General features: G+C 46.0%; 27 protein-coding genes. 12 read left to right on the forward strand and 15 right to left on the reverse strand.

The features are described 5' to 3' along the window. Positions 1 to 25: 25 nt before the first annotated feature. The 7 genes from J0M30_02295 to J0M30_02325 all read left to right on the forward strand — a co-directional run bounded on the left by J0M30_02295 (position 26) and on the right by J0M30_02325 (position 5,875). Positions 26 to 406 carry a DoxX-like family protein gene (locus tag J0M30_02295; GenBank protein MBN8666304.1) on the forward strand — a complete coding sequence of 127 codons (381 nt, stop codon included), beginning with the start codon at positions 26 to 28 and terminating at the stop codon, positions 404 to 406. Continuing rightward, positions 403 to 1,137 (forward strand): DUF2071 domain-containing protein, encoded by a 735-nt coding sequence (locus J0M30_02300; protein MBN8666305.1) that lies wholly within the window; start codon positions 403 to 405, stop codon positions 1,135 to 1,137. The genes J0M30_02295 and J0M30_02300 overlap by 4 nt, the downstream gene beginning before the upstream one ends. Beyond that, positions 1,128 to 1,883, forward strand: coding sequence for a methyltransferase domain-containing protein (locus J0M30_02305; GenBank protein ID MBN8666306.1), 756 nt, complete (start codon positions 1,128 to 1,130; stop codon positions 1,881 to 1,883). The genes J0M30_02300 and J0M30_02305 overlap by 10 nt, the downstream gene beginning before the upstream one ends. Before the next feature lie 511 nt (positions 1,884 to 2,394). After that, entirely contained in the window at positions 2,395 to 3,051 is a 657-nt protein-coding gene (locus J0M30_02310) for a hypothetical protein (protein ID MBN8666307.1), read from the forward strand. 106 nt (positions 3,052 to 3,157) lie between these two features. After that, positions 3,158 to 3,388 (forward strand): hypothetical protein, encoded by a 231-nt coding sequence (locus J0M30_02315; GenBank protein MBN8666308.1) that lies wholly within the window; start codon positions 3,158 to 3,160, stop codon positions 3,386 to 3,388. Positions 3,389 to 3,415: 27 nt separating this feature from the next. Next, complete coding sequence (locus J0M30_02320; protein ID MBN8666309.1) at positions 3,416 to 4,195, forward strand: carbon-nitrogen hydrolase family protein; 780 nt, start codon at positions 3,416 to 3,418, stop codon at positions 4,193 to 4,195. 27 nt (positions 4,196 to 4,222) lie between these two features. Then, positions 4,223 to 5,875: a Na/Pi cotransporter family protein gene (locus tag J0M30_02325; GenBank protein ID MBN8666310.1), complete on the forward strand. Its 1,653-nt coding sequence runs from the start codon at positions 4,223 to 4,225 to the stop codon at positions 5,873 to 5,875. A 187-nt stretch (positions 5,876 to 6,062) separates the two neighbouring features. Here J0M30_02325 and J0M30_02330 read toward each other — a convergent pair whose 3' ends face one another. The 3 genes from J0M30_02330 to J0M30_02340 form a co-directional block, all read right to left on the reverse strand. Continuing rightward, positions 6,063 to 6,266, reverse strand: coding sequence for a DUF2892 domain-containing protein (locus J0M30_02330; protein ID MBN8666311.1), 204 nt, complete (start codon positions 6,264 to 6,266; stop codon positions 6,063 to 6,065). 105 nt (positions 6,267 to 6,371) lie between these two features. After that, the gene (locus J0M30_02335) at positions 6,372 to 7,025 is read right to left on the reverse strand and encodes a Crp/Fnr family transcriptional regulator (protein ID MBN8666312.1); all 654 of its coding nucleotides are present in this window, start codon (positions 7,023 to 7,025) and stop codon (positions 6,372 to 6,374) included. Then, on the reverse strand, positions 7,015 to 7,365 hold the full coding sequence (locus J0M30_02340) for a hypothetical protein (protein ID MBN8666313.1): 351 nt from the start codon (positions 7,363 to 7,365) through the stop codon (positions 7,015 to 7,017). Before J0M30_02340 ends, J0M30_02335 begins: the two co-directional genes overlap by 11 nt. Positions 7,366 to 7,692: 327 nt before the next feature. On the opposite strand from J0M30_02340, the gene J0M30_02345 reads away from it, so the two are divergent. Next, a complete protein-coding gene (locus tag J0M30_02345; protein ID MBN8666314.1) occupies positions 7,693 to 9,900 on the forward strand; it encodes a penicillin acylase family protein in 2,208 nt (735 codons plus the stop codon). Between the two features lie 80 nt (positions 9,901 to 9,980). Here the strand turns inward: J0M30_02345 and J0M30_02350 are convergent, their stop codons facing one another. The 5 genes from J0M30_02350 to J0M30_02370 form a co-directional block, all read right to left on the reverse strand. Continuing rightward, complete coding sequence (locus J0M30_02350) at positions 9,981 to 11,966, reverse strand: dehydrogenase E1 component subunit alpha/beta (protein ID MBN8666315.1); 1,986 nt, start codon at positions 11,964 to 11,966, stop codon at positions 9,981 to 9,983. A gap of 33 nt (positions 11,967 to 11,999) precedes the next feature. Continuing rightward, a complete protein-coding gene (locus tag J0M30_02355; GenBank protein ID MBN8666316.1) occupies positions 12,000 to 12,353 on the reverse strand; it encodes a phage holin family protein in 354 nt (117 codons plus the stop codon). Between the two features lie 26 nt (positions 12,354 to 12,379). Further along, positions 12,380 to 13,669, reverse strand: a complete 1,290-nt coding sequence (locus J0M30_02360; protein MBN8666317.1) for an insulinase family protein — start codon at positions 13,667 to 13,669, stop codon at positions 12,380 to 12,382. Between the two features lie 12 nt (positions 13,670 to 13,681). Then, the gene (locus J0M30_02365) at positions 13,682 to 14,920 is read right to left on the reverse strand and encodes an insulinase family protein (protein MBN8666318.1); all 1,239 of its coding nucleotides are present in this window, start codon (positions 14,918 to 14,920) and stop codon (positions 13,682 to 13,684) included. A 103-nt stretch (positions 14,921 to 15,023) separates the two neighbouring features. Next, on the reverse strand, positions 15,024 to 16,214 hold the full coding sequence (locus tag J0M30_02370) for an aspartyl protease family protein (GenBank protein MBN8666319.1): 1,191 nt from the start codon (positions 16,212 to 16,214) through the stop codon (positions 15,024 to 15,026). A gap of 113 nt (positions 16,215 to 16,327) precedes the next feature. Here J0M30_02370 and mqnC point away from each other — a divergent pair, with 113 nt between their 5' ends. The 3 genes from mqnC to J0M30_02385 all read left to right on the forward strand — a co-directional run bounded on the left by mqnC (position 16,328) and on the right by J0M30_02385 (position 18,178). Further along, positions 16,328 to 17,452, forward strand: coding sequence for a dehypoxanthine futalosine cyclase (mqnC, locus tag J0M30_02375; GenBank protein MBN8666320.1), 1,125 nt, complete (start codon positions 16,328 to 16,330; stop codon positions 17,450 to 17,452). Between the two features lie 62 nt (positions 17,453 to 17,514). Beyond that, on the forward strand, positions 17,515 to 17,811 hold the full coding sequence (locus J0M30_02380; GenBank protein ID MBN8666321.1) for a DUF3817 domain-containing protein: 297 nt from the start codon (positions 17,515 to 17,517) through the stop codon (positions 17,809 to 17,811). A gap of 85 nt (positions 17,812 to 17,896) precedes the next feature. Continuing rightward, positions 17,897 to 18,178, forward strand: coding sequence for a hypothetical protein (locus tag J0M30_02385; protein MBN8666322.1), 282 nt, complete (start codon positions 17,897 to 17,899; stop codon positions 18,176 to 18,178). A 23-nt stretch (positions 18,179 to 18,201) separates the two neighbouring features. On the opposite strand, the gene J0M30_02390 is transcribed toward J0M30_02385, so the two are convergent. The 5 genes from J0M30_02390 to J0M30_02410 all read right to left on the reverse strand — a co-directional run bounded on the left by J0M30_02390 (position 18,202) and on the right by J0M30_02410 (position 22,451). Beyond that, complete coding sequence (locus J0M30_02390; GenBank protein MBN8666323.1) at positions 18,202 to 18,603, reverse strand: arsenate reductase ArsC; 402 nt, start codon at positions 18,601 to 18,603, stop codon at positions 18,202 to 18,204. Between the two features lie 209 nt (positions 18,604 to 18,812). Next, complete coding sequence (gene arsM, locus J0M30_02395) at positions 18,813 to 19,652, reverse strand: arsenite methyltransferase (protein ID MBN8666324.1); 840 nt, start codon at positions 19,650 to 19,652, stop codon at positions 18,813 to 18,815. Between the two features lie 22 nt (positions 19,653 to 19,674). Then, the gene (locus tag J0M30_02400) at positions 19,675 to 20,007 is read right to left on the reverse strand and encodes a winged helix-turn-helix transcriptional regulator (GenBank protein ID MBN8666325.1); all 333 of its coding nucleotides are present in this window, start codon (positions 20,005 to 20,007) and stop codon (positions 19,675 to 19,677) included. A 362-nt stretch (positions 20,008 to 20,369) separates the two neighbouring features. Continuing rightward, positions 20,370 to 21,260: a DMT family transporter gene (locus J0M30_02405; GenBank protein MBN8666326.1), complete on the reverse strand. Its 891-nt coding sequence runs from the start codon at positions 21,258 to 21,260 to the stop codon at positions 20,370 to 20,372. A 45-nt stretch (positions 21,261 to 21,305) separates the two neighbouring features. After that, positions 21,306 to 22,451: a methionine aminotransferase gene (locus J0M30_02410; protein MBN8666327.1), complete on the reverse strand. Its 1,146-nt coding sequence runs from the start codon at positions 22,449 to 22,451 to the stop codon at positions 21,306 to 21,308. Between the two features lie 72 nt (positions 22,452 to 22,523). Between J0M30_02410 and J0M30_02415 the strand changes: the two genes are divergently transcribed. Next, positions 22,524 to 23,126 carry a hypothetical protein gene (locus tag J0M30_02415; GenBank protein MBN8666328.1) on the forward strand — a complete coding sequence of 201 codons (603 nt, stop codon included), beginning with the start codon at positions 22,524 to 22,526 and terminating at the stop codon, positions 23,124 to 23,126. Between the two features lie 70 nt (positions 23,127 to 23,196). Here J0M30_02415 and J0M30_02420 read toward each other — a convergent pair whose 3' ends face one another. Both J0M30_02420 and J0M30_02425 read right to left on the reverse strand, forming a co-directional pair. Further along, positions 23,197 to 23,886 (reverse strand): response regulator transcription factor, encoded by a 690-nt coding sequence (locus tag J0M30_02420; protein MBN8666329.1) that lies wholly within the window; start codon positions 23,884 to 23,886, stop codon positions 23,197 to 23,199. After that, positions 23,879 to 25,435, reverse strand: coding sequence for a HAMP domain-containing histidine kinase (locus J0M30_02425; protein ID MBN8666330.1), 1,557 nt, complete (start codon positions 25,433 to 25,435; stop codon positions 23,879 to 23,881). Before J0M30_02425 ends, J0M30_02420 begins: the two co-directional genes overlap by 8 nt. Between the last annotated feature and the right edge of the window lie 99 nt (positions 25,436 to 25,534).

Below are 25,534 nucleotides of genomic sequence, written 5' to 3' on the forward strand. Positions count from 1 at the left end.
ATGGTTATACAGACTAAATTTGTTCATGACCCAAGAAAAATTGCTTACCCTTTTTTTTGCAATAGTTTGGTTTACTAACGGGTTTGTGTGTAAAGTATTAAATCTTGTACCCAGGCATGAAGCCATTGTTGCAAGGATACTCGGTCCAACAAATTCAGAAACTTTTACGTTGTTGATCGGCCTGGCTGAAATCGGAATTGCGATCTGGATCTTAACTGGCTTCAAATCAAGGATTAATGCGATTCTTCAAATGGCCGTCGTAACAATAATGAACACCTTGGAATTTCTTCTTGCTCCCGACCTATTGCTTTGGGGAAAATTCAATGCTGTCTTTGCCTTTCTATTTATCCTCCTGATCTATTATCATGAGTTTATAATGAACCGACCTCAAAAAAATTCTCTATGAGCTTTTTCCAAAACCATCCATTTGCAGTGGAGGCCTATTTTAAAAGTTCAGTGGTGCTCACCTTTGCCGTACCTAAAGAACAGCTTCAAAGCATGTTGCCTGAACGACTTGAGCTCGATCTTTTTCAGGATAAATGGGGATTTTTAGCCGTAGCCATGGTTGATACTTGCGGATTAAGACCCAAGGGATTCCCCACTATCCTGGGAAACAATTTTTTTCTGATCGGTTATCGCCTCTTTGTCAGATATACGAATAAAGCGGGAAAAAGATTGAGAGGTTTGTATATTCTCCGGTCGGAAACGAATAAAAAGAAAATGGAATTTCTGGGAAACATTTTTACCCAATATAAATATACCACAACGGATATCGAACAATTCGGTGATAAAACCAGTCGAATCATACAATCAAAAAACTCAAATTTCCGTGTGGAGCTAAGGGAAAGCAATGAAACAATACCCCTCCCTGCTGGTTCACCTTTTTCCAATTGGAAGGAGGCGAGAATGTTTGCAGGGCCGCTCCCCTTTACTTTTTCCTGTTCAAAGAAAAATGATTCCGTTTTGATCATTGAAGGTGTGCGAGAAAATTGGACCCCAATACCCCTTCAGGTGAAAGATTACTATTTTAATTTTTTGGAAACGCTGCCCATTCAGGATCCAATTTTAGCAAATGCATTTGAAATAAAGAATATTCCTTATTTCTGGAAAAAAGGAAAGATCGAAAAATGGACTTAAAACGCGGCCCCTTTCAGGGAGTGGTGAATATCATTCGTTTCAACTGGCACTTTTATCTGCTGGCGGTACTTGTAATCCTGGTCCTGATTGTCGTTTGCCCGCTTTTGCCCGACCAGCTCAAATCTATTTGTACATTAACCTATATCCTTTCCCTCATCGCAATTCTCATCTCTCTTTTTGTTTCCTATTTCGTATATGACAGGTCAAATCTTTACCACCTTGATTGGCTACCCGATTTAAACGACCAACAAGTGTTATCTGTCAATGCAGGATTTGATGAAGTTAGCGAGATACTAAAACTACAGTCTCCTGCCATACATCTATCCGTTTGTGATTTCTACAACCCACAGAAGCACACAGAAATATCGATCCGGCGGGCAAGAAAAGCCTATCCTCCACATCCCGGCACCTTTTCGGTATCAACAGAAAGCCTCCCGTTTTCCAATCACAGTTTTAAGTATATACTCGCCATACTATCCGTTCACGAAATTAGAGACCCGAAAGAACGAGTCCTGTTTTTTAAGGAGCTTGAACGTGTGCTTCATCCCGGTGGGGCTATTTATATAACTGAACACCTTCGCGACCTACCAAATTTTATTGCCTATACAATCGGGGCTTTTCATTTTCATAGCAGATCCAACTGGATGCATACTTTTGCAAAAACGGGATTCATCCTCGAAAGGGAAATAAAAACTACTCCATTCATTCGAACTTTTATCCTTATAAAAAATGGAAATACACTTTAAGATTGTCGGCCTGCTACTAATATTATTGGCCATGATCCACGTAATATTCCCAAAATATTTTAACTGGAAGGCCGAGCTTACCCATTTGAGTTTAATAAACAGGCAAATGATGACAACGCATACATTCTTTATCGCGTTGACCGTATTTCTTATGGGCGTTTTATGTTTTACTTCAAGCACTGAATTAGTGGCCACCGATCTTGGGAAAAAGATCAGCTTAGGTTTAGGCATGTTTTGGGGAATCCGGCTTTTCTTCCAACTATTTATTTATTCGTCCAGGTTATGGAGGGGAAGAAAGTTTGAGACAGTAGTGCATATTATTTTTACCGGGTTATGGTCCTATTTAACCATTGTCTTCATTCTGGTCTGGGCGCAGTGAGTTCTTTCAGTTGCGCTCCTATGCCGCGCAATGCATGTACCATTTCAATTCACATCCTTCGCTGCACCCTGTAAGGGTGCTACTTAATTGACCCTATTATCAACTGAATTTGTAATTTGCAAAAAAAACAAGATGTCCGAATCCATAGAGATCCCTGACTTTTCTGGTGACGATTTTGCAAATGATAAGCAAATTAAGAAAATGCGAGCTGATGCAGACGCTTTTAATTCAATGATGATAGAATCTATTCGAATTATAAAGGAATCGTTCGCAATTAAGAATGTCTCACATAAAAACCTAAAAGGATTCGGGATGTTTAAGGCTCTTCAACCCACCATTAAAGAAACACTGGGCTCCTCTGAAATATATCCAAACTTGACAATAATTTTAGCTACTTACCTTAGTGCATATCCTATTCCAAGAAACTCAAACTCGGGTGTTGATTACTATCTTTTTGGACACATACAGTTAACAAAAACTTTTCCTGATACGTATATCTGCAAAGAAACAATAAGAGAAAAAATTGCAAATCTTGTTCTCAAAACTGATCTGGACTTTAAACACGCGCGGAAATTTTCCTCGCGATTTCACGTGATCACGGAAGATAAAAATCAATTATCAGACCGTTTACAAACAAAAGATCTTGATTGCCTTTCAGAATATCCTGATTTAGAAATTGAAATTTATAAGCAGGCATGCCTGTTCCGTAGTTCAAAAAAATCAGTTTCACCACCAGAAGCTGATAGTTTTTGCAACCTGACTAAAAGTATGATAAAAATATTTGATTGATATTGTATCAGAATTACATATTTCTTCCTTCCTTATGTAACATTTTGAAGTACGCATAACTTCAATCACAAACTGCGTACTTTTGCCACCATACTAAGAATAAATTATGGAAGGTTTTGGTCTATTAGTCTGGTTTTTCTATCTGGTACTATTCCTGATCGTTGGAGGAATAACCTTCTCTCTTGTCTATCTGGGAATGATGTTCTTTGTGCTGGGCAGGCAGAAAAAAGCAGATACCAGCAGACAGGCAAAAGCAGCTATTCTACTAAAAGTTTTGTTGATTTCGCTGCCAATAACTGCATTGATATTGTTCCTCATATTTAAATTGAGCGCCTAACCGTTCCTCAATACACAAACACTTAAAATGAAAATAGCCCTCGCATCCCCACCCATTCCTTCCTCGCTGAAAGAAGGCCTTGCTTCGTTGGAAAAATATACACGCGAAGCGGCAGAACATGGCGCGAGGATCCTTTGCTTCCCCGAATCATTTCTGCCGGGTTATCCGGGTATGGGTTATTTGGCCCATGACCAGCATCCGGATCGATTGCAGGAAGCCCGGGACCTTGCCTGCCGGATCGCCAAAGAAAATAATATCAACCTGATCGTTCCGATGGATTGGCACGAAGACGGAAAATTCCTGAACCTGGCCTTTGTGATCTCCTCCACGGGCGAGATCCTGGGTGCGCAAACCAAGAACCAACTCGATCCCTCGGAAGACAATATCTGGTCACCCGGCACCAACCGGCATGTTTTTGAGGTAGAGGGCCTGCGCTTTGGCATCGTCATCTGTCATGAAGGTTTCCGGTATCCTGAATTGGTGCGCTGGGCCGCCCGACAAGGCGCACAATTGGTCTTTCACCCCCATTTTGCCGGCAGCGACACCGAAGGACGCGAAATTAAAACCTGGGGCGATCCTGCAAGTCCCTATTACGAAAAGGCCATGATGATGCGGGCGCTGGAAAACACGATCTATTTTGCCAGTGCCAATTTCGCGTCGCGGTTTACCGAGTCAGCCAGCTCGATTATCGCCCCCGATGGGCGATGTATAGTACATGGTGAGTATGGTAAAGCCGGGATCACCATGGCAGAAATCGATCTTTCGTTGGCAACGGGTTTGCTGGCTAAGCGGTGGAAGGGCGTGTAGGAGGAATTCACCCCCTACCTTTGTCCCATGTTCCTCCTGCTTGCCGGTATCGCCATTTTTCTCCTGGGCATGCGAATGCTCGAGGAATCCCTGCACCAGCTTACTGGCCGGTCATTCAAACTCTTTTTACGAAAACATACCGCCTCTCCGCTTAAAGCCATTGGAAGCGGAGCCTTGGTCACCACGGTGATGCAAAGCAGCAGTATCGTCAACATGCTGGTGCTTGCCTTTGTTGGGGCCGGTGTACTTCAACTCTCCAACGCCCTGGCCATTTCCATTGGGGCTAACCTGGGATCCACGGCTGCCAACTGGGTGATCGTCACCATTGGTTTTAAAATGAACCTTGAAACCATCGCCTATCCCCTGGCTGGTGTGGCAGGTATCCTGTATGCGCTGGCCCCTGCCGAATCAAAAACAGCTCGCTGGAGCCGGATGGTCTTTGGTTTTGGTTTCCTTTTTATTGGATTGGGAATGATCCGTTCGGGAATGGAAAACTCCATGCAAAAGATCGACTGGGCCCTTTTTGATCAATATCCCTCGATCGTGTACTTACTGGTTGGTTTTCTCATCACCGTCATTCTGCAATCCAGTTCAGCCACGATGGCCATCGTGCTGAGCGCTCTGGCTGCGGGAGCTTTTGGGTTTGAAATTGCCATGGCAGTGGTGTTAGGTGGTGAGATCGGAACAACCATCAAACTCCTGATCGCTTCGATCGGTGGCAGTGCGGTGAAAAAACGACTGGCCCTCGGAAATTTCCTGTACAATACCTCTCTTTCTTTCCTCTTTCTCCTGGTGCTCACTCCTTCTGCCCATTTGATCACAGATACGCTCGGGGTAAAAGACTCGTTGATCGGACTCGTTATCTTTCAAACAGGTGTCAATTTCTTTGGGATCATTCTCTTTTTACCCTTGCTCTCCGCTTTTGGCCGTTTTCTGGAAAAAAGGTTTACGCATACCAAAGAAGAAACCCTGTTCATTCAAAAATCCGGACTTTCCGATCCCGATATTGCCATCGAGGCGCTGACAAAAGAACTTCATCATTTCCTACTCGAGGCAATTGCCTTCACCCGTTCCATGGCCGAATTGCCCCGCGATCCCCGGATCGATCAATGGTTTCCCCCAGGCCATGACCGCAAGGCTGCCGTACAACACTATGATGAATTGAAACACCTGCATGGAGAAATTCAGTCCTTTCAGGTACAATTGCAAAAAGTAGTTACTGTAAAAAATGGAAATGCCGAAAAGCTGGAGCGGTACATCATTGTCAACCGCAATACCATGTATGCCACTAAAAGCATTAAGGATGCGGCCTTGGATATGGAACAATTACGTAATTCCTCCAATGATATCAAATTTGAATTCTACCAGCGCACCATTGGCCAGGCCGATGCCTATTGCCGGGAAATGACCGACCTGCTATTGGGTGAGAAAAAAGAACCTGCCTTTGATTCCCTGGTCGCCCTGTATAAGAGTATCACCAAGGGTTACTCGGTCATTCTTCAAAGTTTGTACAAGGATCATTTGTTTGAGCACCTCAATGAGATCGAGATCTCTACCCTGATCAATTTTCACCGGGAAATGTACACGGGGTATAAGTCCTTTATCTATGCATTGAAAGACCTGTTACTGGAAGAAAAAGAATCCCGGTACTTTGAGGAGTTACCGGGGTTTATTCGGTGAAGGTGGGCGGAGGACAGATGACAGATGACAGATGACGGAGGACAGATGTTGGATGTTGGATGATGGATGTTGGATGACAGATGGCGGAGGTTTGTTGTGCGAGACCAGAGGTCTCGCACGATTATCTTGTCGCCTCTGCCTTCCAACATCCAACATCCAACATCCAACATCATCTCTCCCCCCAAACCTATTTCTTCGGACAAGTATTCAATCCCACCAAAGTATATAAAGGGCAGAAACTAACGAGGCTGGTCAATACAAAAACACCACCCAGGATCACGAGAACCAGTCCCAGTGTACCTGTAACAATCCCACCAAAATAGAGATATGCAAATACAGCAGCAATGATGATACGTAATATGCGGTCGATATTACCCATGTTCTTTTTCATAATAATTTGATTTAGCCGTTGAGATAATTTGATTTACAGGGTAAAAGTAGTTCGGGTGAGACCCTTAAACAGGTGACCGCCGTCACCCGCATCAAAAACAGCGGCTTATAATCCGGAAATTCGTTGATTCTCAGGCCAAAGTATCTCGATTCCGCCTTCTACTTGTTTGACCTTGCCTTCCTGTTCCAGCCTTTTGATCACCCGTGTTACGACCTCCCGGGCGGTTCCCAGTTCAGCAGCAATCTGTTTGTGCTTCAAGGCCAGGACCTTTTCCCCGCGTAACCGGGACTTTTCTACTAAATAATTGAAAAGGCGGGTATCCAACCGTCCAAAGAGGAGGTGATTGATGGTATCCAGCAATTCGGCATAACGGAGATTGTATTGCTGGTAAAATAATTGATTGATCCCCGGAAATTGCTTGACCCATTGGCCCACCTTATCCACCGGAAGCAACAACACAACACTGTCTTCCTCTGTAATGGCCACGATCCTGCTCGGCTCATTCTTTAAAGAAGCTGAAAAGGACATGATACAGCTCTCACCAGGTTGTATATAATAAAGCAAGAGCTCCTTCTCCTCAAAACTCACAAACACTTTGATCAGCCCCTTCAACACAATGGGAATAACCTTTACATACTGCCCATCTCGCAATAAAACAGTATTTGCCGGAACTTCCCGGATATCGGCATGCTCTTCCAGTGCTGATAGAAGGTCAGCACCCAGGAATTTTATCTTTTCGTGGAAGTCATTAATTTGCATTTCTCAAATTCTTAATTCCATATCCTCCACTAAATCCAGCAATAAAGGCAAGCAAAATTCGTACGATTTCAAGAAAAGTATCTGCAGAGGATTTTGCCAAAAATAGAGTTAAAAAGACAAATAATCCAATACCTAGAAATATGTTCAAGACAAGAATAAGACGCCCTTGTACCCATTTCTTGTACTTAAAGTGATCAATCCGATTTGCTCTTTCCAAAATCATCTCAACATGCTTTTCGGTTAGATTTCCTGGAAAAGCAAGAGACGCTTCCTCTAAGAGATTAGCTACAAAGCTTAGATCGCCATCTCCAAGACTCCTATCTTCGCTTTCCTTACGCATTTCTCATTGTTTTGATTGCATCATACATAAATGAAAGCATTATTTCCTGAAACTGGCCCTTTACCCATATAGCTAAACACGCTTTCGACAATTTCTTATACTCAGATTCGGTGATTCGGTTTTCATTTCGAAGCTGGGATAGCCTTTTCATGCTGTGAAAAATCTTTTGCTCAGTCATCGAGCTTGAGCTTAATGAATTTGTTATGCTGTTCTTCATGGCACAAACATAGATTCAACAATAAAAACAAACAACCCTGTTTCCACGGTAAAAATGGAAATTTTACACGAAATTCATTTATTGAAATAACCACTCCTCAACCATTTCATATGAAACTGCTTGTTTTTCTGCTCCTTCCTTTTTCCCTGATCGCACAATCCCATTTCACCGATCCCGAAATCGGCCGTTGGGAGAAACAAGCCCAAAAGGTAACCATCTTTCGCGATCATTTTGGCATTCCCCATATCTATGGGCAAACCGATGCCGACGCGGTCTTTGGTTTGCTATATGCCCAGTGTGAAGATGACTTTGCCCGGGTGGAAATGAACTATATTGAAAAACTGGGGCGTATGGCCGAAGTAACCGGAGAAAATGACCTGTATAATGACCTCCTGATCCGGATGATCATTGATTCGGCAGAGGCCGTCCGTGATTTTCAAAAAGCGCCCACCTGGATGAAAAAACTCTGCCAGTCCTTTGCCGATGGCATTAATTTCTATCTCTATACACACCCACAGGTAAAACCCGCCCTGCTATATCGCTTTGAACCCTGGTTCCCTTTCCTGTGGACCGATGGAAGTATCGGCGCCATCAATACCGCGGATATTAACGTCAACGAACTCAAATCTCTTTACGGTGGTGGCCCCATGGCCATTGCCCCTCCCGAACCAACAGAAGAAATATTGTCGGGCTCCAACGGATTTGCCTTCGCCCCTTCTGTTACAGCCTCGGGAAATTCCATCCTGTATATCAACCCCCATGTCACCTTCTATTTTCGTCCGGAGGTACATATGGTCTCCCAGGAAGGACTGAACGCCTATGGCGCCGTTACCTGGGGCCAGTTCTTTATCTACCAGGGTTTCAATGAACATTGTGGTTGGATGCATACAAGCAGTTATGTGGATGCGGCAGATACCTATATTGAAAAGATCTCCAGCGAAGGCATTGGTTTTTCCTATTCCTATAATGGTAAAAACCGGCCCGTTTCCCAAAAACTAATCCGGCTTAACTACAAAAGCGCCTCCGGTATTCAGACAAAAAAGATCAATGCCCTGTACACCCACCATGGCCCGATAATGGCAAAACGCAAGGATCAATTCCTTAGCCTGCGCGCTGATAACCGGATCACCAATGGGTTGATCCAATGCTGGCAACGGACCAAAGCCACGGGATTGGAAAGCTTTAAACGTACCCTCGACCTGAAAGGAAATATCTCCAACAATACGGTGTATGCCGATGCTGCAGGAAATATCGCTTACTGGCATGGTAACCGGATACCAAAACGCAACCCCAATCTGGATTGGACCCAACCTGTAGATGGATCTACCTCCGAAACAGAATGGATCGGGCTGCATCCGATCAATGAAACAGTGCATTCGATCAATCCCCCCAATGGGTGGTTACAGAACTGTAACTCCACCCCTTTTACCGTAGCTGGCGCGAATAGTCCAAAAAAAGAAAACTTCCCGGCCTATATGGCCCCGGATGGAGAGAATTTCAGAGGCATCAATGCCGTAAGAGTGCTGGGAGAAAAATCAGGCTACACACTCGAAGATGTCATCAAAGCCGGATACGATACCCGCCTCGCCGCTTTTGAAGTGCTCGTACCCGCCCTGATCAAAGCATTTGAAAAAAACATTAATCCAAACGATACGCTATTTGCTCATTTAGCCGGACCGATACAAGTGCTCAAACATTGGGACTTTCGCAGTGGAGAAAATTCCATTGCCACTACCCTGGCCGTGGAATGGGGACAACGGTTATTGCCAGCTATTTTCCGTACCAATTTGATTGCCGATGATGAGGAGAACCAGGTGACACGGTTTCGTCGATTCGCGGAAACCGCATCCGCAGACGCGCTTCTGCGGCCCTTGCTTGAAACCCTGCGTGACCTGGAAAAAAGGTTTGGCCAATGGCAAATGCCCTGGGGCTCGATCAACCGTTTTCAACGCATTTCGCCAAATATCAATAGTGTATTTGATGATAAACAACCCAGCATACCCGTCGGTTTTGCCTCGTCAACCTGGGGGCAACTACCTTCCTATTCGAGTCGTACCTATCCGGGGACAGAAAAAAGGTATGGCGTACATGGAAACAGTTTCATTTGCGCGGTAGAGTTTATCCGAAATGCCGCACCAGGAGAAAAAAAGATCCGGGCTAAATCATTGCTGGCGGGTGGAGAAAGCGGAGATCCTAACTCTCCTCACTTCTTTGATCAGGCAGGCATGTATGCAAAGGGGACGTTTAAAGAAGTATTGTTTTATAAGGAGGATGTGGAGAAAGCGGCGAAGCGGAAGTATCATCCGGGGGAAAATTGAATTGTTTGCTTTACCGCCAAAGCGCGGAGGAGCGCGATGAGTTTCACCGTTGAGAACATGAGGACGCGGAGGTAAAACCCCTAATACCCCATCAATCGCTCCACCACCTCCTCCAACCGATTCTTCGCTAAAAATTGCTTTTCCAATTCAATATTAAAAGGCACCGGCGTATCCAATGAAGCACAACGCATCACGGGTGCATCTAATTTGTCAAAACAATGCTCCCCTATCCAGGCCGCGATCTCGCCCCCGATTCCACCGGTAAGGGTGTCCTCATGAAGGATCAATACACGCCCGGTCCTGTTCACGGCTTCACGAATAGCGAGGTAATCCAGAGGCTGCAAGCTCCGCAGGTCAAGGATATCAATGGAAATTTCAGGATGCTCCGCTGCAAAATCCTCAGCCCAGTGTACCCCGGCTCCATACGTAATGATGGATAACTCATCGCCGGAACGAACATGACGGGCCTTACCAATTTCAACTTCATAATACTCGGGTGATACCTCTCCGCTCACACTTCGATATAATGCCTTGTGCTCAAAAAATAATATCGGATTGGGATCGTTGATCGCTGCGATCAATAATCCCTTTGCATCCGCAGGTGTAGCGGGATATACGACTTTCAATCCGGGTACATGGGTGAACCAGGCCTCATTGCTTTGTGAATGGAAGGGACCTGCCCCTACACCCGCACCTGTCGGCATGCGTATCACCACATCCGCTTGTTGCCCCCAACGATAGTGGATCTTGGCGAGGTTATTCACGATCTGGTTAAACCCTACACTCACAAAGTCCGCAAACTGCATTTCCACCATGCTCTTAAACCCTTCAAGGCTTAAGCCAAGTGCGGTCCCAATGATCGCGCTTTCGCAAAGGGGTGTATTTCTTACCCTGTCTTTTCCGAATTCCTTAACGAATCCTTCGGTGATCTTAAACGCTCCACCGTATTCGGCAATGTCCTGACCCATCAGGATCAGGTTGGGATGCTCCTGCATCGAAAGCCTTAACCCTTCAGAAATCGCATCGATCATCCGTATTTCGGTTTCGGTTCGGGATGACCGCACAGGACTCAATGTTTCCATCTCCACCGGTGCAAATACATCACCGATCTCTTCTTCTTCGTCGGGTCGTATCGCCGGACTTTCAAATCCAATGGCCAATTCACTCTCAATTTTCTCTTTATACTCCTGGCGGATCGAATCGAAAAGCTCCGGACTTCCGACTCCGGACATTTCCAGATATCTCTCAAAATTCTCAATCGGGTCCTTAAGTTTCCAGATCTCAAATAATTCCGGCGGCACATATTTCGTTCCACTTGCTTCCTCATGTCCCCGCATACGAAAGGTCTGACACTCGATGAGATAGGGTTTTTGATGTTTGATGCAATACTCTCTTACGCCTTTGATGGTATCGTATACGGACAATACATTATTGCCATCAATGGAAACACCTTCCATACCATAACCCTTGGCCTTATCCACCAAACTGATACACCGGTATTGTTCCTCTACAGGTGTACTCAATCCATAGCCATTATTTTCTATGATAAAAATAACCGGCAGGTCCCATACCGCTGCAACATTCAGGGCTTCGTGAAAATCGCCTTCGCTGGTTCCTCCATCTCCGGTAAAGGCGAGGGAGACCTTTTGCTCGGCACGCAGCTTATACGCGAGAGCTACCCCATCGGCAATCGCTAATTGCGGACCGAGATGGGAGATCATGCCGCAAATATGATGTTCGGAATTGCCAAAATGAAAACTACGCTCTCTTGCTTTGCTGTATCCATCTGTCTGTCCCTGCCATTGTTTGAAGAGTTTGTGCAAGGGCATATCACGTGTAGTGAAAACACCCAGGTTTCGGTGCAGGGGCATGATCCACTCATCGGGTTCAAGGGCAAGGGTGGCACCAACCGAGATCGCTTCCTGTCCGATACCACTAAACCATTTGGAGATCTTGCCTTGTCTTAACAGGACCAGCATTTTTTCTTCAATAAGGCGGGGCCAGAGCAAGCGGCGATAGATCGCCAAGAGTTGATCGTCTGTAAGGTTCTTCCTGTCAAATTGCATGGAACAAAAGTACCATGATTCGCCTGAATTTGGCTAATCCCGCTCCCGCTGGCGGTCTTCTTCCCGAAAAAGTAACGATGTGGTTAAACTGAGGAGGAAACTGAACAATACCCCCCACCAAAATCCGTCGATCGTAAACCCGGGAACCAGGTTACTGGCGATAAGTACGGTGATGGTATTGATAAAAAAGAGAAAAATACCCAGGGTTAGAATGGTAATGGGAATGGTGACAATAACCAGAATGGGTTTGAGAAACACATTCAATAAACCCAGAACCGCAGCAAACCAGATAGCGGTCAGGTAATTGTTTACTTGTACGCCAGGTAACCATTGGGCCAGCAGAAAAGCAATGGCGGCTACCACGAGTATACGCAGGATCAGTTTCATACAATTAAGTTAGGCAAATATTGGACTTAATACACGATCAATTCATACCAATCTTTCTCACTATAATATTTATTGGCCAGTTCCATCAGCTCTGTGGCTCCCACAGTTTTGATGGTTTTGATCGATTCATAAAAATAAGACTCGTCCAACCCGTTTAAAATGATATTCTTCCACCGGGCGAGAATATGAAATGGTCCGTCGAGGTCGGACAGAATGGTCCCGATCATATAATTCCGTACGAGGGAAAGCTCATCATCCTCTACGGGTTCTTCCCGTAGTGTTTTCATCTCATGATAGATCTCTTTTACCGCTGCTTCGCATACGTCTTTCCCCGCTTCAGTACTTACGATCAGGGCGCATGACTGAATATGGTTCTGGAGATAACTATAGATCCCGTATGTATATCCCTTATCCTCGCGGATATTGCTCATTAACCTGGAACCAAAAAACCCGCCAAAAAGGTTATTCAACACCTGCATCTTCATAAAATCCGGGTGATGCCGGTTAGGGAATAGCCGTCCCATCCGGATCGCGCCCTGCACGCCTTCGTTGTCATTGATGATCCGGAGTGGTTTCCCAAATTCCGGGGAGGGTTCCATATTGTGAAAAGGCACCTGGCGGGGTTCGGGCCGGGTGATCGGCAGGTGGCCAAACTGCTCATTCAGCAATCGGGGCAAGTCAGCGGGCAACTTTCCGGCAGTAAAGATGATACAGCGGCCCTGGGTATAATATTTTTTATAAAAAGCCAGTAACTCTTCGCGTTGAAGCGCATCCAGGTCCTCGTGACGGCTATACGAACCATAGGGATGGTCTTCCCCGTAGATATAAGCATCGATCAACCGGTTGGCGACAAACTCTGATTTCTTCAGGTTCACGGTCAACCGTTGCTTCATATTGGTTTTAAAGATGTCCAGTTCTTCCTGGGGAAAAGTGGCATCGGTCACGAGTTCCTTTACCACAGGTAATAATTCGCCGATATGTTTGTCGAGGCAATGTAGCGTAAGCGTACTTGTTTCATTGTAACAGGCCCGGCTGAAATGGGATCCATAGTATTCAAAATGCTCATTGATCTGAAAGGCCGATTTAGTCGAAGTGCCATTTTTAAGGAGGTTATTGGTCGCTGAAGCGATCATATTCCTTTCCTCATAGCTGTTCCCGGCATAAAACACCCATTCAACCATCATCACTTCCTGTGTACCCGCATTCACGGAATACACTTCGATCCCGTTGTCCAGGGTGTATTTTTCGTAAGGCTTCAGGGTCAATTTAAAATCGGTGGCATCCACAATGGGAGGCGCTATAGTGCGATTGATCATGTAAAATGGTTCTCAGTTGTTGGAATAGTAATAAAGCGTGTTGCAATTCTCCGGCCGGAAGATGCGTCGGCATTCTTCCTGTATATCCTGGATGGTGACCTCCTGGTACCGGTCCAGTTCGGTATTCATCAGGGAGGCATCCCCGAGTAGTTCATAATAAGCCAGGCTACCCGCTCTGTTCATCACACTCATATCTTCAAACGCGATCATGCTTTCGGTCTTATTCTTTACCTTCTGCAATTCGTTGTCCAGTATGGGTTCGTCCTGCATTTGTTTCAATACCGACTCGATCTCCGCTTCAGCGGCCTTCATATCAGTGCCCTTTACCAGTTTCCCTTCGATCACCAACAAACCGGCATCGGTACTACCAGTGTGGTGACATTCAATCTGGCTAAACATTCTTTTTTCCTTGACCAACCGCTGGTATAGCCGCGAAGAGGCGCCTCCCCCTAATACCTCGGTGATGAGATCGGTGGCATAGTATCGTTTATCCAAACGGGGATAGATATGCCAGCATTTATACAGCGCATCAAGCGGTACATTGGCCTTTACTTCCAACTTGCGCTCCGATTGCTGCACCGGTTCCTGAGGCAGGTTGCGATTGTATTTCTCCCCGGAAGGGATATCCCCAAACCATTTTTCCGCCAATTTCAACACCTGATCGGTCTGTACATTCCCCGCTACAACAAGGATCGCGTTGCTGGGGCAATAATGTTTGAAAAAAAACCGCTTCACATCCTCCAGCTTTGCCTGCTCCACATGCGCAAGTTCTTTCCCGATCGTCATCCAGCGATAGGGATGGACCGTATAGGCCAGCTCCCGCATTTTATGCCATACATCGCCATAGGGCTTATTAATATAATGCTCTTTGAACTCCTCGATCACCACTTTACGTTGTACCTCCAGGCTTTTTTCGCTAAATGCCAGGGATAGCATCCGATCGCTTTCCAACCAGAAAGCGGTCTCCAGGTTTTCTGCAGGCAACTGGATATAATAGTTTGTTACATCATTGGTGGTATAGGCATTGTTCTCCCCACCGGCCATTTGCAGCGGTTCATCATACTCGGCAATATTGACCGAGCCGCCAAACATGAGGTGTTCAAATAAATGGGCAAACCCTGTTTGGGCCGGATCTTCATCTCTCGCCCCTACATCATACATCACATTCACCACGGCCATGGGCGTGGCATTATCAGGATGCACCAGGATACGAAGGCCATTAGGTAATACGAATCGGTCGAAATGTATCATAAATGCAAAAATAACCAGGATTTAAGGATTTTCAGGATTATAAGGATTGACTAATCAATCCAAAAAATTAATCTTTATAATCCTGAAAATCCTTCAATCCTGGTCAGCGGATGGATTTGATCTTAAACTCAAACTGCAGCAATTGCCCCTCCCGGGAAATGACCATTTTGATCTTCTGGCCGGCATGCTGAAGTTCCTGTTTGAATTGCTGGAGGTTTTGGCTGAAATTGTTATTGATGGCGATCACAATGTCTCCTTCGCGCAGACCGGCCTGTTCAGCCGGAGAGCCTTTGGCCACATCGCCGAGAACGACCCCTTCTTTTTCAAAATATAATTCCACCCCGGTATAGGAGTAATCAAAAAAATCGTTGTAGTGTTTATTGGGGGTGATGTAGAATTCGCGTCGGCTATAATTGAGTATGATATTGAACCGGCGCATGAGGTCATTGCCAATGATCCCGGCCAGAAAGGGATAAGAAGTCAGGTTGTTCACATCATCAAAGACAAAAGTGGGTACATTCCGGAATTTATAGGGCCCGATCTTGATCTCCTTCGTAACCGTCAGGTGCATATCGACACTCCCACCCAGTCCTTCAGCCTCTTTTACATACAAAACCCGTTTACGGTGCAGGAAGCTGCTGTCTTCCACAAATTCGCGGGAGAGTAATAAACATAATCCCGCACCAATATCAAACAGGAACCGGGAATGGGCAGCGATATTATCCTTGATCCGGGCATTTTGCACCGGGAGTGTGCGCAGAGAAGGCTCGAGTAAGCTTCCCCCTTTGGGATAACGAAAACGTCCATTGGAGAAAACATCGATCACGAGGCTGTCATAGTTAATGGAGACAATGTATTTACTCAAAAACGAATACCCTACGATCCCGTCGATCTTTTCGCCATACACACTGGTGAGGATATCATAGTCATTCACATGAAAATTGAGGGAGTCAACTACCAGGCCCGGCAGTCGGAATTTTCGGTTATATAAAAACCCTACTTTCTTGATACCCCCAATACCCAAAACGGTACGGTCAGAAGGTTCGGGAACCAGATTGAATTTTCGAACGGTGCTTGAATCAAGCGAGATCCCACCGCTACCCGTATCCAATATGAACTGGAGGGTGTCATTGTATTCATCAAATTGCGCCCTGAAAAGGATAACGCCCCCGGTCAACAGGCGAAAGGGGAAACTGGTGAGTCGCACACTGGGCGGGTCAACAAACTGTTCCTGGGCCTTGGTTGTCGGTGTAAATAGAATAGCAATCAGTAGTATGGCAAGCAATCGGGCCATGTGGTTGGTTAGACGAATGGATGAACTTAAATGCTGCTTTGTTTGTAAAGTTATGTCGTGGAGCTTTACCACCCTTCAAACCCCCTGAATTCACTAATTTTGCCCCCTACTATATGAATTTCCAAGACCTCTATACTAAAGCCCTTGATTTCGAGCACCTCAGTGCCGAAGAAGGCCAGTTTCTCTTTGAGCAGGCACCCCTGAATGAACTCTCCTGGGTGGCCAATGAATTAAGGAAGAAACAGGTTCCCCATGGCAAGGTCAGTTGGCAGATCGACCGGAATGTGAACACGACCAATGTCTGTGTCGCCAATTGTAAATTCTGCAATTTCTACCGGATCCCCGGACATGCCGAGGCCTATATTACCGATATGCCTACCTACCGGGAAAAGATCCGGGAAACGATCAAATACGGTGGTGACCAACTCCTGCTGCAAGGAGGCCATCACCCGGAACTGGGATTACAGTTTTATGTAGACACTTTTAAACAGATCAAGGAAGAATTTCCCGATATCCGTCTTCATGCCCTCGGGCCTCCCGAAGTGGCGCATATCACCAAACTGGAGAAAAGCACCCATCGCGAAGTACTGACCGCTTTGAAGGAAGCCGGTTTGGACTCGCTTCCCGGAGCGGGAGCGGAGATCCTGGTGGACCGTGTCCGCCGCCTCATCAGCAAAGGCAAATGCGGAGCTCAGGAATGGCTCGATATCATGCACGAGGCGCACAAACTCGATATCACCACCTCCGCCACGATGATGTTTGGACATGTGGAGACCGTTGAGGAAAGATTCGAACACCTCATCAAGATCCGGGAAGTACAAAGCCGGAAGCCGGAACATGCCAAAGGGTTTCTTGCCTTTATCCCCTGGACCTTCCAGGATGTAGATACATTGTTGACGCGGATACGCGGCGTACAAAACCTTACAACTCCCGAAGAATACCTGCGCATGATCGCCATCAGCCGGATCATGCTCCCCAATGTGAAGAATATCCAGGCCAGCTGGCTTACCGTAGGTAAACAGGTCGCCCAACTCTGTCTCCATGGTGGCGCCAATGATTTTGGCAGTATCATGATCGAAGAGAATGTGGTAAGTGCCGCCGGCGCGCCCCACCGCTTTACCTACCGCTCCATGCAGGATGCCATTCGCGAAGCAGGATTTGAACCCCAGCTTAGAAATCAACAATACGAATGGCGCGAATTACCTGCTGAAATTGAAGAACAGGTTATCAACTACTAACAGCTAACAGCTAATAGCTATTAGCTGTTAGTAGTTAGCTATTAGGTAAAATAAATTCGAGGATGAAAAATGTCTTTGCTACGTTTCGTAAGATCGCTTTGATGGAAGGAATTTCCTTTCTGGTGCTTTTGTTTGTTGCCATGCCGTTGAAATACCTGGCCAACTTACCCCTGGCCGTCACCATTGTGGGCGGACTGCATGGCGTTCTCTTTATTGCTTTTCTCTATTTGGCCTGGGAGGTGAGATCGGATTATAAAAAAGACTTCATCTGGCTGGTAAAAGCCTTTCTGGCTTCCATTCTTCCCTTTGGTACAATCCTGATGGATAAGCAATGGAAACAGGAGATGGCACAGGCTTAACCAAAGCTTAACGGGCTCCACCCTCCCCTTGCAACCATTTAGGTACGGTATTGGTCATATGTACCGTACAAAATCAAATACTGAATTGAAGAAACAACCCTCTCTTCTTTTTTGTGTGCTGATGGATGTGGTCGGGTATGCCACCTATGCCCTGCCTTTCCTCGGCGAGTTCGGCGACCTGCTCTGGGCGCCTTTATCGGCCATGGTCTTTTACCGGACCTTTGGAGGCTGGAAAGGAGCCCTGGGCGGACTTTTCAACTTTGCTGAAGAGATCCTGCCGTTCACTGATTTCATTCCCACTTTTACCCTTGCCTGGTTATGGCAAAACGTAAAAGAAGGGAAAAAGCCCGTTTTTAATCTGTCGTAATAGAAAGAAAAATAGCCCCCGGGCTATTGTGCCAGTAACAGCTCCTCAACCAGGGCATTTACCTTTTCCCCTATGAGATCGCGTACCTTATTGAATTCCGCCGGCTCCAGGTGTTTGGGATCGGGGATCTGCCAGTCGATGAACCGTTTGGCGGGCATCCACGGGCAGGCATCTCCGCAACCCATCGTCACCACCGCATCAAAGGGAGCATAGGCTTCCACTTCCTGGAGTGATTTACTGTCATGGGTACTAAGGTCATATCCCAACTCCCGCATGGCCGCGATAGCCTTGGGGTTTACAATGCCTGAAGGTTTGCTACCCGCACTATACGCTTCTACCTTACCCTGGCCATGTAATGTTGCAAAGGCCTGGCTCATCTGGCTGCGGTTGCTATTCTCAATACAGACAAAAAGAAGTCGGAGCATTCGGTCTAATTTAAGTATTTAGGAATTTGAGAATGGAGAAGATTTTTCATTTTCGCTTCATCTCATTCCCCGATAAATGAATTAAAAAAAGGGGGGCTTGCCCACCCCCCATTGATTTTAGCAGCAACCAAGGCCGCCGCAGCAGCCTCCATCGGCCTCGCTGATTTTCGTTTTGTTCATGGCTATACTATTTAGAGTGAAAAAATACGTTAGCAACAACCGCTGCCGGGTTCACAGGCAGGCTTGGTAGCGGATACGGTGATACTTTCTATGCGTACGTTTCCATCGAGGTAGGCTTTTACTTCTTCCACACTGAGGTATTTGAGCAAAATTTCCTCAGGAATGGCAATGGCTTTTTCCTTCTGCAATTTCACATTGCGGAAACCATTCTCTTCGATCAGTTGCAGGTATTGCCATTTTTGAATGGCGCCGGATACACAACCTGCATATAATTCGGCGATCTCTTTCCATTTCTCAGGCATCTCTCCATTCAGTACGATATCAGAGATACAAAAATGACCGCCCGGTTTCAGTACACGGTATATTTCACTAAAGACCTGCTTTTTATTGGGCACCAGGTTGAGTACACAGTTACTGACGATCACATCGGCCACATTTGCCGTAACGGGCATACGCTCAATATCCCCCATGCGAAACTCCACATTATTATATCCCAGCTTTTCTGCATTGTTCCTTGCGCGATCGATCATGGCATCGGTAAAATCAATACCGATCACTTTTCCTTTTTCCCCCACAATGCGTCGGGCGATAAAAGCATCATTGCCCGCTCCGCTTCCCAGGTCGATCACCACCTGTCCTTCATGAATATCGGCGTGTTCGGTAGGAAGGCCACAGCCCAGACCAAGGTCCGCATCGGCTACATAGCCATCCAATTTGGTATAATCATCGGCCATGATGGTATACACTTCATCGCCACCACAACATCCGGTGGCGCCACAACAGGAAGCCAGGTTATATTCCTTTTCCTGCCCGGCAATGGCACTGTATTTTTCTTTGACCAGTTGCTTGAGTTCTGCTTCTTTGTTCATATTGGTTGATTTTAGGTTGATGTCAACAGCATTTGGCATTTACTTCCCGTAACTGCTGGAACAGGGAGTTAAAATCCAAATTGAATTTTTCAAAGGCCTCCCAGTTGATGCAATAACAACTGCGCGGACCATCGGTCTCCCCATTGATCAGGCCCGCATTTTTCAACTCTTTCAGGTGCTGACTCACGGTACTCTGCGAGAGGGGCATTACCTCAACGATCTCTCCGCAAATACACTGGTTGCGTTGCGCCAATACCCCCAGTATCGCGATCCGCGCGGGGTGACTGATGGCTTTTGCAAAAGCGGCCAGCGCCTGCTCAGTGGTAGAAAACTCTTCTTTTTTGTGGATTGCCATGTGTTTAATTGCTTATCGCAAATATACGATGAAAGAATTGAGATGGCAAAATTTTTTTTTGGGGGGGGGGATTTTAGAACGGATGACGGATGACAGTTGACCGATGACAGATGGCGGATGACAGATGGCGGAGGCTTGCTGTGCGAGACCTCTGGTCTCGCACCTATCTCCCGTCGCCTCCGGCGACAAAATATGTGCAGCCTATTAGAATGATATAGGTTGTTATTCGAGTCGCCAGAGGCGACAAGATAATCGTGCGAGACCAGAGGTCTCGCACAGCCGCCCTCCGCCATCTGTCATCCGCCATCTGTCATCCGTCATCCGTCATCCAACATCTAACATCTAACATCCAACACCCCCCGCTACCCCCTCTTCACCCACGAAATAATAACCCCACTCGTAATAATACAAAATATCCCGGCCCAGGAGATCAGGTCGGGGAAGGGGTCGTTGAGCATCATACCTATAAATACGCTGAAGATGATATTGGCATACCCTACCGCGGAAACAATACCCGCTTTATCCGAACCGTAGGCGCGGGTAACAAAGTATTGACCAAAAAGCGCGGCCAGTCCGAGTAAGAGAAGCAATCCCCATTCAATTCCCTGGGGCCATTTCCAGGCTATAAAAAAAACCTCATCCACTGGAAGGGCGAAAACCGCGCGGGCCACCATAAACAATAGCGGGACCAACACACCCGTACCGATAAATGCAAGTACAATGATGCGGGGATCATAATATTTATTCAACCGTCCCACAGTGATATAAGCAAGTGCAGAGGTAATACCGGATATCAAGCCGGCCAAATGATAATACCAGGGAAAATGCATCACTGGTTTATAAATAAGCAACATGCCCAGGAAACCAAGTAATACCGCCAATAAAACCCTTTTGCCATTATACTCCCTGAACAACAAAAAGCTAAACACTGCTATAAACAAGGCCGAGGTGAGGTTATAACTCATGGCCGTTCCCAACGGAATATGCAGGATACAATAAAGAAGGGTATAAAGTGCCGTAGTGCCCATCAAACCCCGAAACAGCAATAAATGAAATTTGCCACCCTGACTGGCCGGTGGCCGGGTGATCAGACTGGCTGCGAGAAAAATAAGTCCAATGAGGTTGCGGTAAAATACAAGCTGCCCGGCATTGAAGTCTCCTTTTAATGCCTTGGCGGCTCCGCCCATGATGGAAAACCCCATCGCGGCAAGCAACATGTAGAATACCCCTTTATATTTCTCCTGAATATTCATTCATCACACTTGGTTCAAAGGACTAAAAGCTAATAGTTTTCTGTCTTATTGAATTGATTGTAATCTGGAAACCGCTTCCTCCAGGGTTTCTTCCTTCTTGGAAAAACAAAACCGTACAACCTTATTATCCTCACCCGACTGATAAAAAGCCGAAACGGGAATGGTAGCCACCCCGTATTCCTTTGTCACGCGAATGGCAAAGTCCTTATCTGCCTCATCACTGATCCGGTTGTATTTGGCACAGATAAAATAACTCCCGTGGCTATCCAACAGGTCAAAGCGGGTGTTTTTCATCAGGGAAATGAAATGATCTCTTTTCTTTTGCATAAGGCCGGACAGGGATATATAGGCCTCTTTATTTTTCAAATACTCCGCCAGTGCTACCTGGGTTGGGGTAAAACAACTAAAGGAGTTGAACTGGTGCACCTTGGTAAACTCCTTCATCAGAGGTGCCGGGGCGATACAATAGCCAAGTTTCCAACCCGTGCAGTTGTAAACCTTTCCAAAAGAAAAGCAGACAAAGCTCCTTTCAAGCAGGTCGCTGTAGCGAAGAATACTCCGATGGGGAAGTTCATCATAGATCAGGTGTTCATACACCTCGTCACTCACAATAAAAATATTCGTGCCCTTCGTGATCGCTCGTAATTGCTGAATATCGTCTTCACTCAGCACGGCGCCCGTTGGATTATGGGGAGAATTGATAAGTATGGCTTTTGTACGGGGTGTAATGGCCGCGCGCACCTGGTCCCAGTCAATATGATAATCTGGATACACCAGTGAAATCCGTACCGCCCTGGCCCCATTCACCTCCACATTGGGTATATAACTGTCGTAGGCCGGTTCAAATACAATGACCTCATCACCCGGTTGAAGTATGGCGGTAAGTGCGGAATAAATGGCATAGGTCCCTCCGGGTGTGATCACCACTTCGGTATCAGGATTGATCGACGTACCATAGAGGTACTTCACTTTGTCGGCAATCGCTTCCCGCAGGGGAAGCCAACCGGGCATCGGCGCATATTGGTTATACCCATCCCGCATGGCCCTGGACACCAGCTCCACCAGATCCGCATTCATTGGAAAATCCGGAAACCCCTGACCGAGGTTTATGGCCTTGTGCGCTGTGGCCAGGCCGCTCATTACGGCGAAAATCGTAGTTCCTACCCTGGGAAGCTTTGAATCGATCGTCATATCCATACTATAAAATATATAATACGAATTTAACCCCTTCCAAACATTTATTAACTTAGAAAAAAGAATACCATGCGAACCTGTCTTATACTCATTCTAACCACCTTCTTTATTCTTAGTTGTACTGAAACCCGGGAAAAAGAAACTACTCCAAAAAGCGTTGCCGTAGTTGAAGGAGAAGAAAGCGGCCTTTTCTCCTATAAAAGGTCAGGATCGAATGATCTGGTTGATAAATTATTCAATGAAGCATTGAAGAACGATAAAAGATTACAATCCCTTTATGAAGAATATAAAAAACTGACCAGCCAAAAATTATTGGACTCCACCAAAGTTTTTCGTGAATATTACAACAACAGTTTAGAATACTATTCCAGTTCAAAAGAATCATATACGCCCTTAATTAAGGATTCGTTGTTGCGACAAATAACAGAAGATGGCATTTCAAAAAGCCAAAACAGGTTTCTTTTGAACACCAAACAACTTTCTGACCTGGATAGTCAGCTACGAAAAAAAGTAGTGGAGATTGAGGACAGGATAATTGTGTTGAAACTGAAAGTAACGCTCAAAATGCTGGAAGAGTACCAAAAAGACGGAATGCCCAATCCCTCACCCATGGAAGCATTGTCAAGTGAAATGGATAAGATGAAAAGAAGATTAGATAGCGCTGTGCAATAAATTTCTGTGCGCTCTGAAACATAATTTTTCCCACGGTCCCGATGTTTCGGGGCACCAAATACACATAAACCTAGGATATGACAAAGCGGTAGCCTATACCCTTAATGGTGATGATCTCCAGTGCAGGATCATCTTTCAAATAGCCACGAAGTTTTGTAATATATACATCCAGGTTGCGGGAATTGAAGAAAGAGTCATTTCCCCAGAGTAAATTGAGAATATCTTTTCGGTCAATGATCTTTTCACGGTTCTCATACAGGATCTTCAGCAGCTCCGTTTCGCGATAAGAGAGTTTTCGCTCTTCCTTCCCGTTTACAAGTACCTGCCGGTGGAGGTGAAATTGAAGTTTACCAATGGCCACCGAATCGGTCATGGGCTTGGCGCCTGTATCCATCCTTGTCTTAAGCGCATGTTGTATCCGAATGATCAACTCCTCCATACTAAATGGTTTACGGATATAATCATTTCCGCCCAGGGAAAAACCTTTTACCACATCTTCGGTCTGCGTCTTCGCTGTAAGGAAAATAATGGGAACTGTTTCATCTACCGCCCGGATCTCATCAGCAATGGTAAACCCATCCTTATTGGGAAGCATTACATCCAGCACACAGATATCAGGCTTTATTTTTTGAAAAAGGGGAAAGGCCTTGGCACCGTCTCCTTCCATCGCTACGGTAAAGCCACGGCTCTCGAGGCTTTCTTTGACGATTTTTCCCAGAAAGAGTTCATCCTCGATGTACAATACTTTGGTTTCAGCCATGTTGTTTGGGCAAATTGATGATAAAGGTAGTGCCTTTGCCGGTTTCACTGTTCACCTCCACGGTGCCACCATGTTTGGCCACTACCTCGGCCGCATAGCTAAGCCCCAATCCATACCCTTTCACATTATGGGTATCGCCGGCAGGCACACGGAAGAATTTCTCAAAAACCTTTTGGCGGTATTCGGGAGGAATTCCCACACCCTTATCAGACACAGCAATTTGTACCATAGCGCCTTTATCAGCCAATAATACTTTTATTTCCGGCGCCTCGGGAGAATATTTGAGTGCATTGTCCACCAGATTATACAGCAAACTGGTGATATGCATTCTATCGGCGAGCAAAGTAAAATCACTCCCTTCCGTAAGGATCTCCGCGCTGGCATGAAATTTCTCGAATTGCAAACGGAAACTCGATACCACCTCTTCGGTCACCTGCTTAAGGTCAAAGGATTCTTTGCGCAGGTCCATCTCTTTGTTTTCAAACATCGATAGCTTGAGCACTTTATCCACCAACAGGGAAAGACGGTTTAATTCATTCTGGGAAATATCCAGGTATTCCTTTGTCCGCGCCGGATCATTGATGGCGTTAAAGTTCTTTAATGCTTCAATGGCCACACCAACGGTTGCGATAGGGGTTTTTAATTCATGGGTCACATTGCTGATAAAATCATTCTTCATAGCGGTCAGTCTTCGCTGACGCATCAGGTTGCGGTAAAGAAACACCAGCGAAACAATGGTAACACCGATCAGAAAAAGGGAAAACAGGATCGGGAGCAGGAGCCGGTTGAGCAAATAGGGGAGGGTATTTCCCAGTACCAATTCATAGGTCATGGGGTGGGTGAAACCCAGCACCACTTTATTGTTATCGGGAATTTCGCGCATTCTTTGTGCCATACCTGGTTCAAAGGGAGGAAAAGGCCCACCCCGCATCCGGTCTTTTTTGTCTTTGGCACCTGCGGTGCGAACAATGGTAAACGGTACGTTTATCTTTTCCTTTTTCAGGGTGGCCGCAAAGGCTGAATCAATGGCCTGGCTGCTCAGGGTATCTTGCAGTGAATCGATCCGGTAAAGAAAACTAAGCAAGCCATTTCCTTTACCCGTGGCTTCAATGCTGCGGGTACTATCCCGGCTGATGAGGATATTGTTTTTCTCATCACTAAAAACAATGGTGGAACGAATGGAATGTTTTTTGGATAAGGAATCTCCCACTCTTTTACCAAGGGCATTGACAAGACCTGCCACATCCTGTCCCCGGTTCACTTTGATCTGCAACTGTTCGCCTGCTTTATCAGTAAAATCAATATCCAATCGGGTAGCGCTGTCGCCTTCCAATTCCTGAAATTTAAAAGCGGCTGCCTGTAGCCCCATCAGTGTTTCGCGAAAATGGATATTGGTACGTTGGGCCAGTGCCTTTTTCTCCCGGTCGTAGCTGTTCTTGAGCCAATAACCCTGAAAACCGGCAATGACGAGCATGGTCAACCCGATCAGCAGGATCTCCCGGTCACGGTGCCGGACAGTATTATTGGCGGAGGGAATCGGCTTCTTCATTCAAACAAAAATAGACCTTTCCCAAACCCCCTTTACCCCCTGTTAACCTTAATTAACCTTTTTGAAAGGTGCATTAACGGACTCCCATTCCAGGGGGAA

The organism is Chitinophagales bacterium (genome assembly GCA_017303415.1).
Classification (GTDB): Bacteria; Bacteroidota; Bacteroidia; order Chitinophagales; family Chitinophagaceae; genus SpSt-398.

What these genes read in the sequence shown, in the direction of transcription:
- J0M30_02295 (MBN8666304.1), top strand. Translation starts at nt 26, where the DNA reads ATGACCCAAGAAAAATTGCTTACCCTTTTTTTTGCAATAGTTTGGTTT.
- J0M30_02300 (MBN8666305.1), top strand. Translation starts at nt 403, where the DNA reads ATGAGCTTTTTCCAAAACCATCCATTTGCAGTGGAGGCCTATTTTAAA.
- J0M30_02305 (MBN8666306.1), top strand. Translation starts at nt 1,128, where the DNA reads ATGGACTTAAAACGCGGCCCCTTTCAGGGAGTGGTGAATATCATTCGT.
- J0M30_02310 (MBN8666307.1), top strand. Translation starts at nt 2,395, where the DNA reads ATGTCCGAATCCATAGAGATCCCTGACTTTTCTGGTGACGATTTTGCA.
- J0M30_02315 (MBN8666308.1), top strand. Translation starts at nt 3,158, where the DNA reads ATGGAAGGTTTTGGTCTATTAGTCTGGTTTTTCTATCTGGTACTATTC.
- J0M30_02320 (MBN8666309.1), top strand. Translation starts at nt 3,416, where the DNA reads ATGAAAATAGCCCTCGCATCCCCACCCATTCCTTCCTCGCTGAAAGAA.
- J0M30_02325 (MBN8666310.1), top strand. Translation starts at nt 4,223, where the DNA reads ATGTTCCTCCTGCTTGCCGGTATCGCCATTTTTCTCCTGGGCATGCGA.
- J0M30_02330 (MBN8666311.1), bottom strand. Translation starts at nt 6,266, where the DNA reads ATGAAAAAGAACATGGGTAATATCGACCGCATATTACGTATCATCATT.
- J0M30_02335 (MBN8666312.1), bottom strand. Translation starts at nt 7,025, where the DNA reads ATGCAAATTAATGACTTCCACGAAAAGATAAAATTCCTGGGTGCTGAC.
- J0M30_02340 (MBN8666313.1), bottom strand. Translation starts at nt 7,365, where the DNA reads ATGCGTAAGGAAAGCGAAGATAGGAGTCTTGGAGATGGCGATCTAAGC.
- J0M30_02345 (MBN8666314.1), top strand. Translation starts at nt 7,693, where the DNA reads ATGAAACTGCTTGTTTTTCTGCTCCTTCCTTTTTCCCTGATCGCACAA.
- J0M30_02350 (MBN8666315.1), bottom strand. Translation starts at nt 11,966, where the DNA reads ATGCAATTTGACAGGAAGAACCTTACAGACGATCAACTCTTGGCGATC.
- J0M30_02355 (MBN8666316.1), bottom strand. Translation starts at nt 12,353, where the DNA reads ATGAAACTGATCCTGCGTATACTCGTGGTAGCCGCCATTGCTTTTCTG.
- J0M30_02360 (MBN8666317.1), bottom strand. Translation starts at nt 13,669, where the DNA reads ATGATCAATCGCACTATAGCGCCTCCCATTGTGGATGCCACCGATTTT.
- J0M30_02365 (MBN8666318.1), bottom strand. Translation starts at nt 14,920, where the DNA reads ATGATACATTTCGACCGATTCGTATTACCTAATGGCCTTCGTATCCTG.
- J0M30_02370 (MBN8666319.1), bottom strand. Translation starts at nt 16,214, where the DNA reads ATGGCCCGATTGCTTGCCATACTACTGATTGCTATTCTATTTACACCG.
- mqnC (MBN8666320.1), top strand. Translation starts at nt 16,328, where the DNA reads ATGAATTTCCAAGACCTCTATACTAAAGCCCTTGATTTCGAGCACCTC.
- J0M30_02380 (MBN8666321.1), top strand. Translation starts at nt 17,515, where the DNA reads ATGAAAAATGTCTTTGCTACGTTTCGTAAGATCGCTTTGATGGAAGGA.
- J0M30_02390 (MBN8666323.1), bottom strand. Translation starts at nt 18,603, where the DNA reads ATGCTCCGACTTCTTTTTGTCTGTATTGAGAATAGCAACCGCAGCCAG.
- arsM (MBN8666324.1), bottom strand. Translation starts at nt 19,652, where the DNA reads ATGAACAAAGAAGCAGAACTCAAGCAACTGGTCAAAGAAAAATACAGT.
- J0M30_02400 (MBN8666325.1), bottom strand. Translation starts at nt 20,007, where the DNA reads ATGGCAATCCACAAAAAAGAAGAGTTTTCTACCACTGAGCAGGCGCTG.
- J0M30_02405 (MBN8666326.1), bottom strand. Translation starts at nt 21,260, where the DNA reads ATGAATATTCAGGAGAAATATAAAGGGGTATTCTACATGTTGCTTGCC.
- J0M30_02410 (MBN8666327.1), bottom strand. Translation starts at nt 22,451, where the DNA reads ATGACGATCGATTCAAAGCTTCCCAGGGTAGGAACTACGATTTTCGCC.
- J0M30_02415 (MBN8666328.1), top strand. Translation starts at nt 22,524, where the DNA reads ATGCGAACCTGTCTTATACTCATTCTAACCACCTTCTTTATTCTTAGT.
- J0M30_02420 (MBN8666329.1), bottom strand. Translation starts at nt 23,886, where the DNA reads ATGGCTGAAACCAAAGTATTGTACATCGAGGATGAACTCTTTCTGGGA.
- J0M30_02425 (MBN8666330.1), bottom strand. Translation starts at nt 25,435, where the DNA reads ATGAAGAAGCCGATTCCCTCCGCCAATAATACTGTCCGGCACCGTGAC.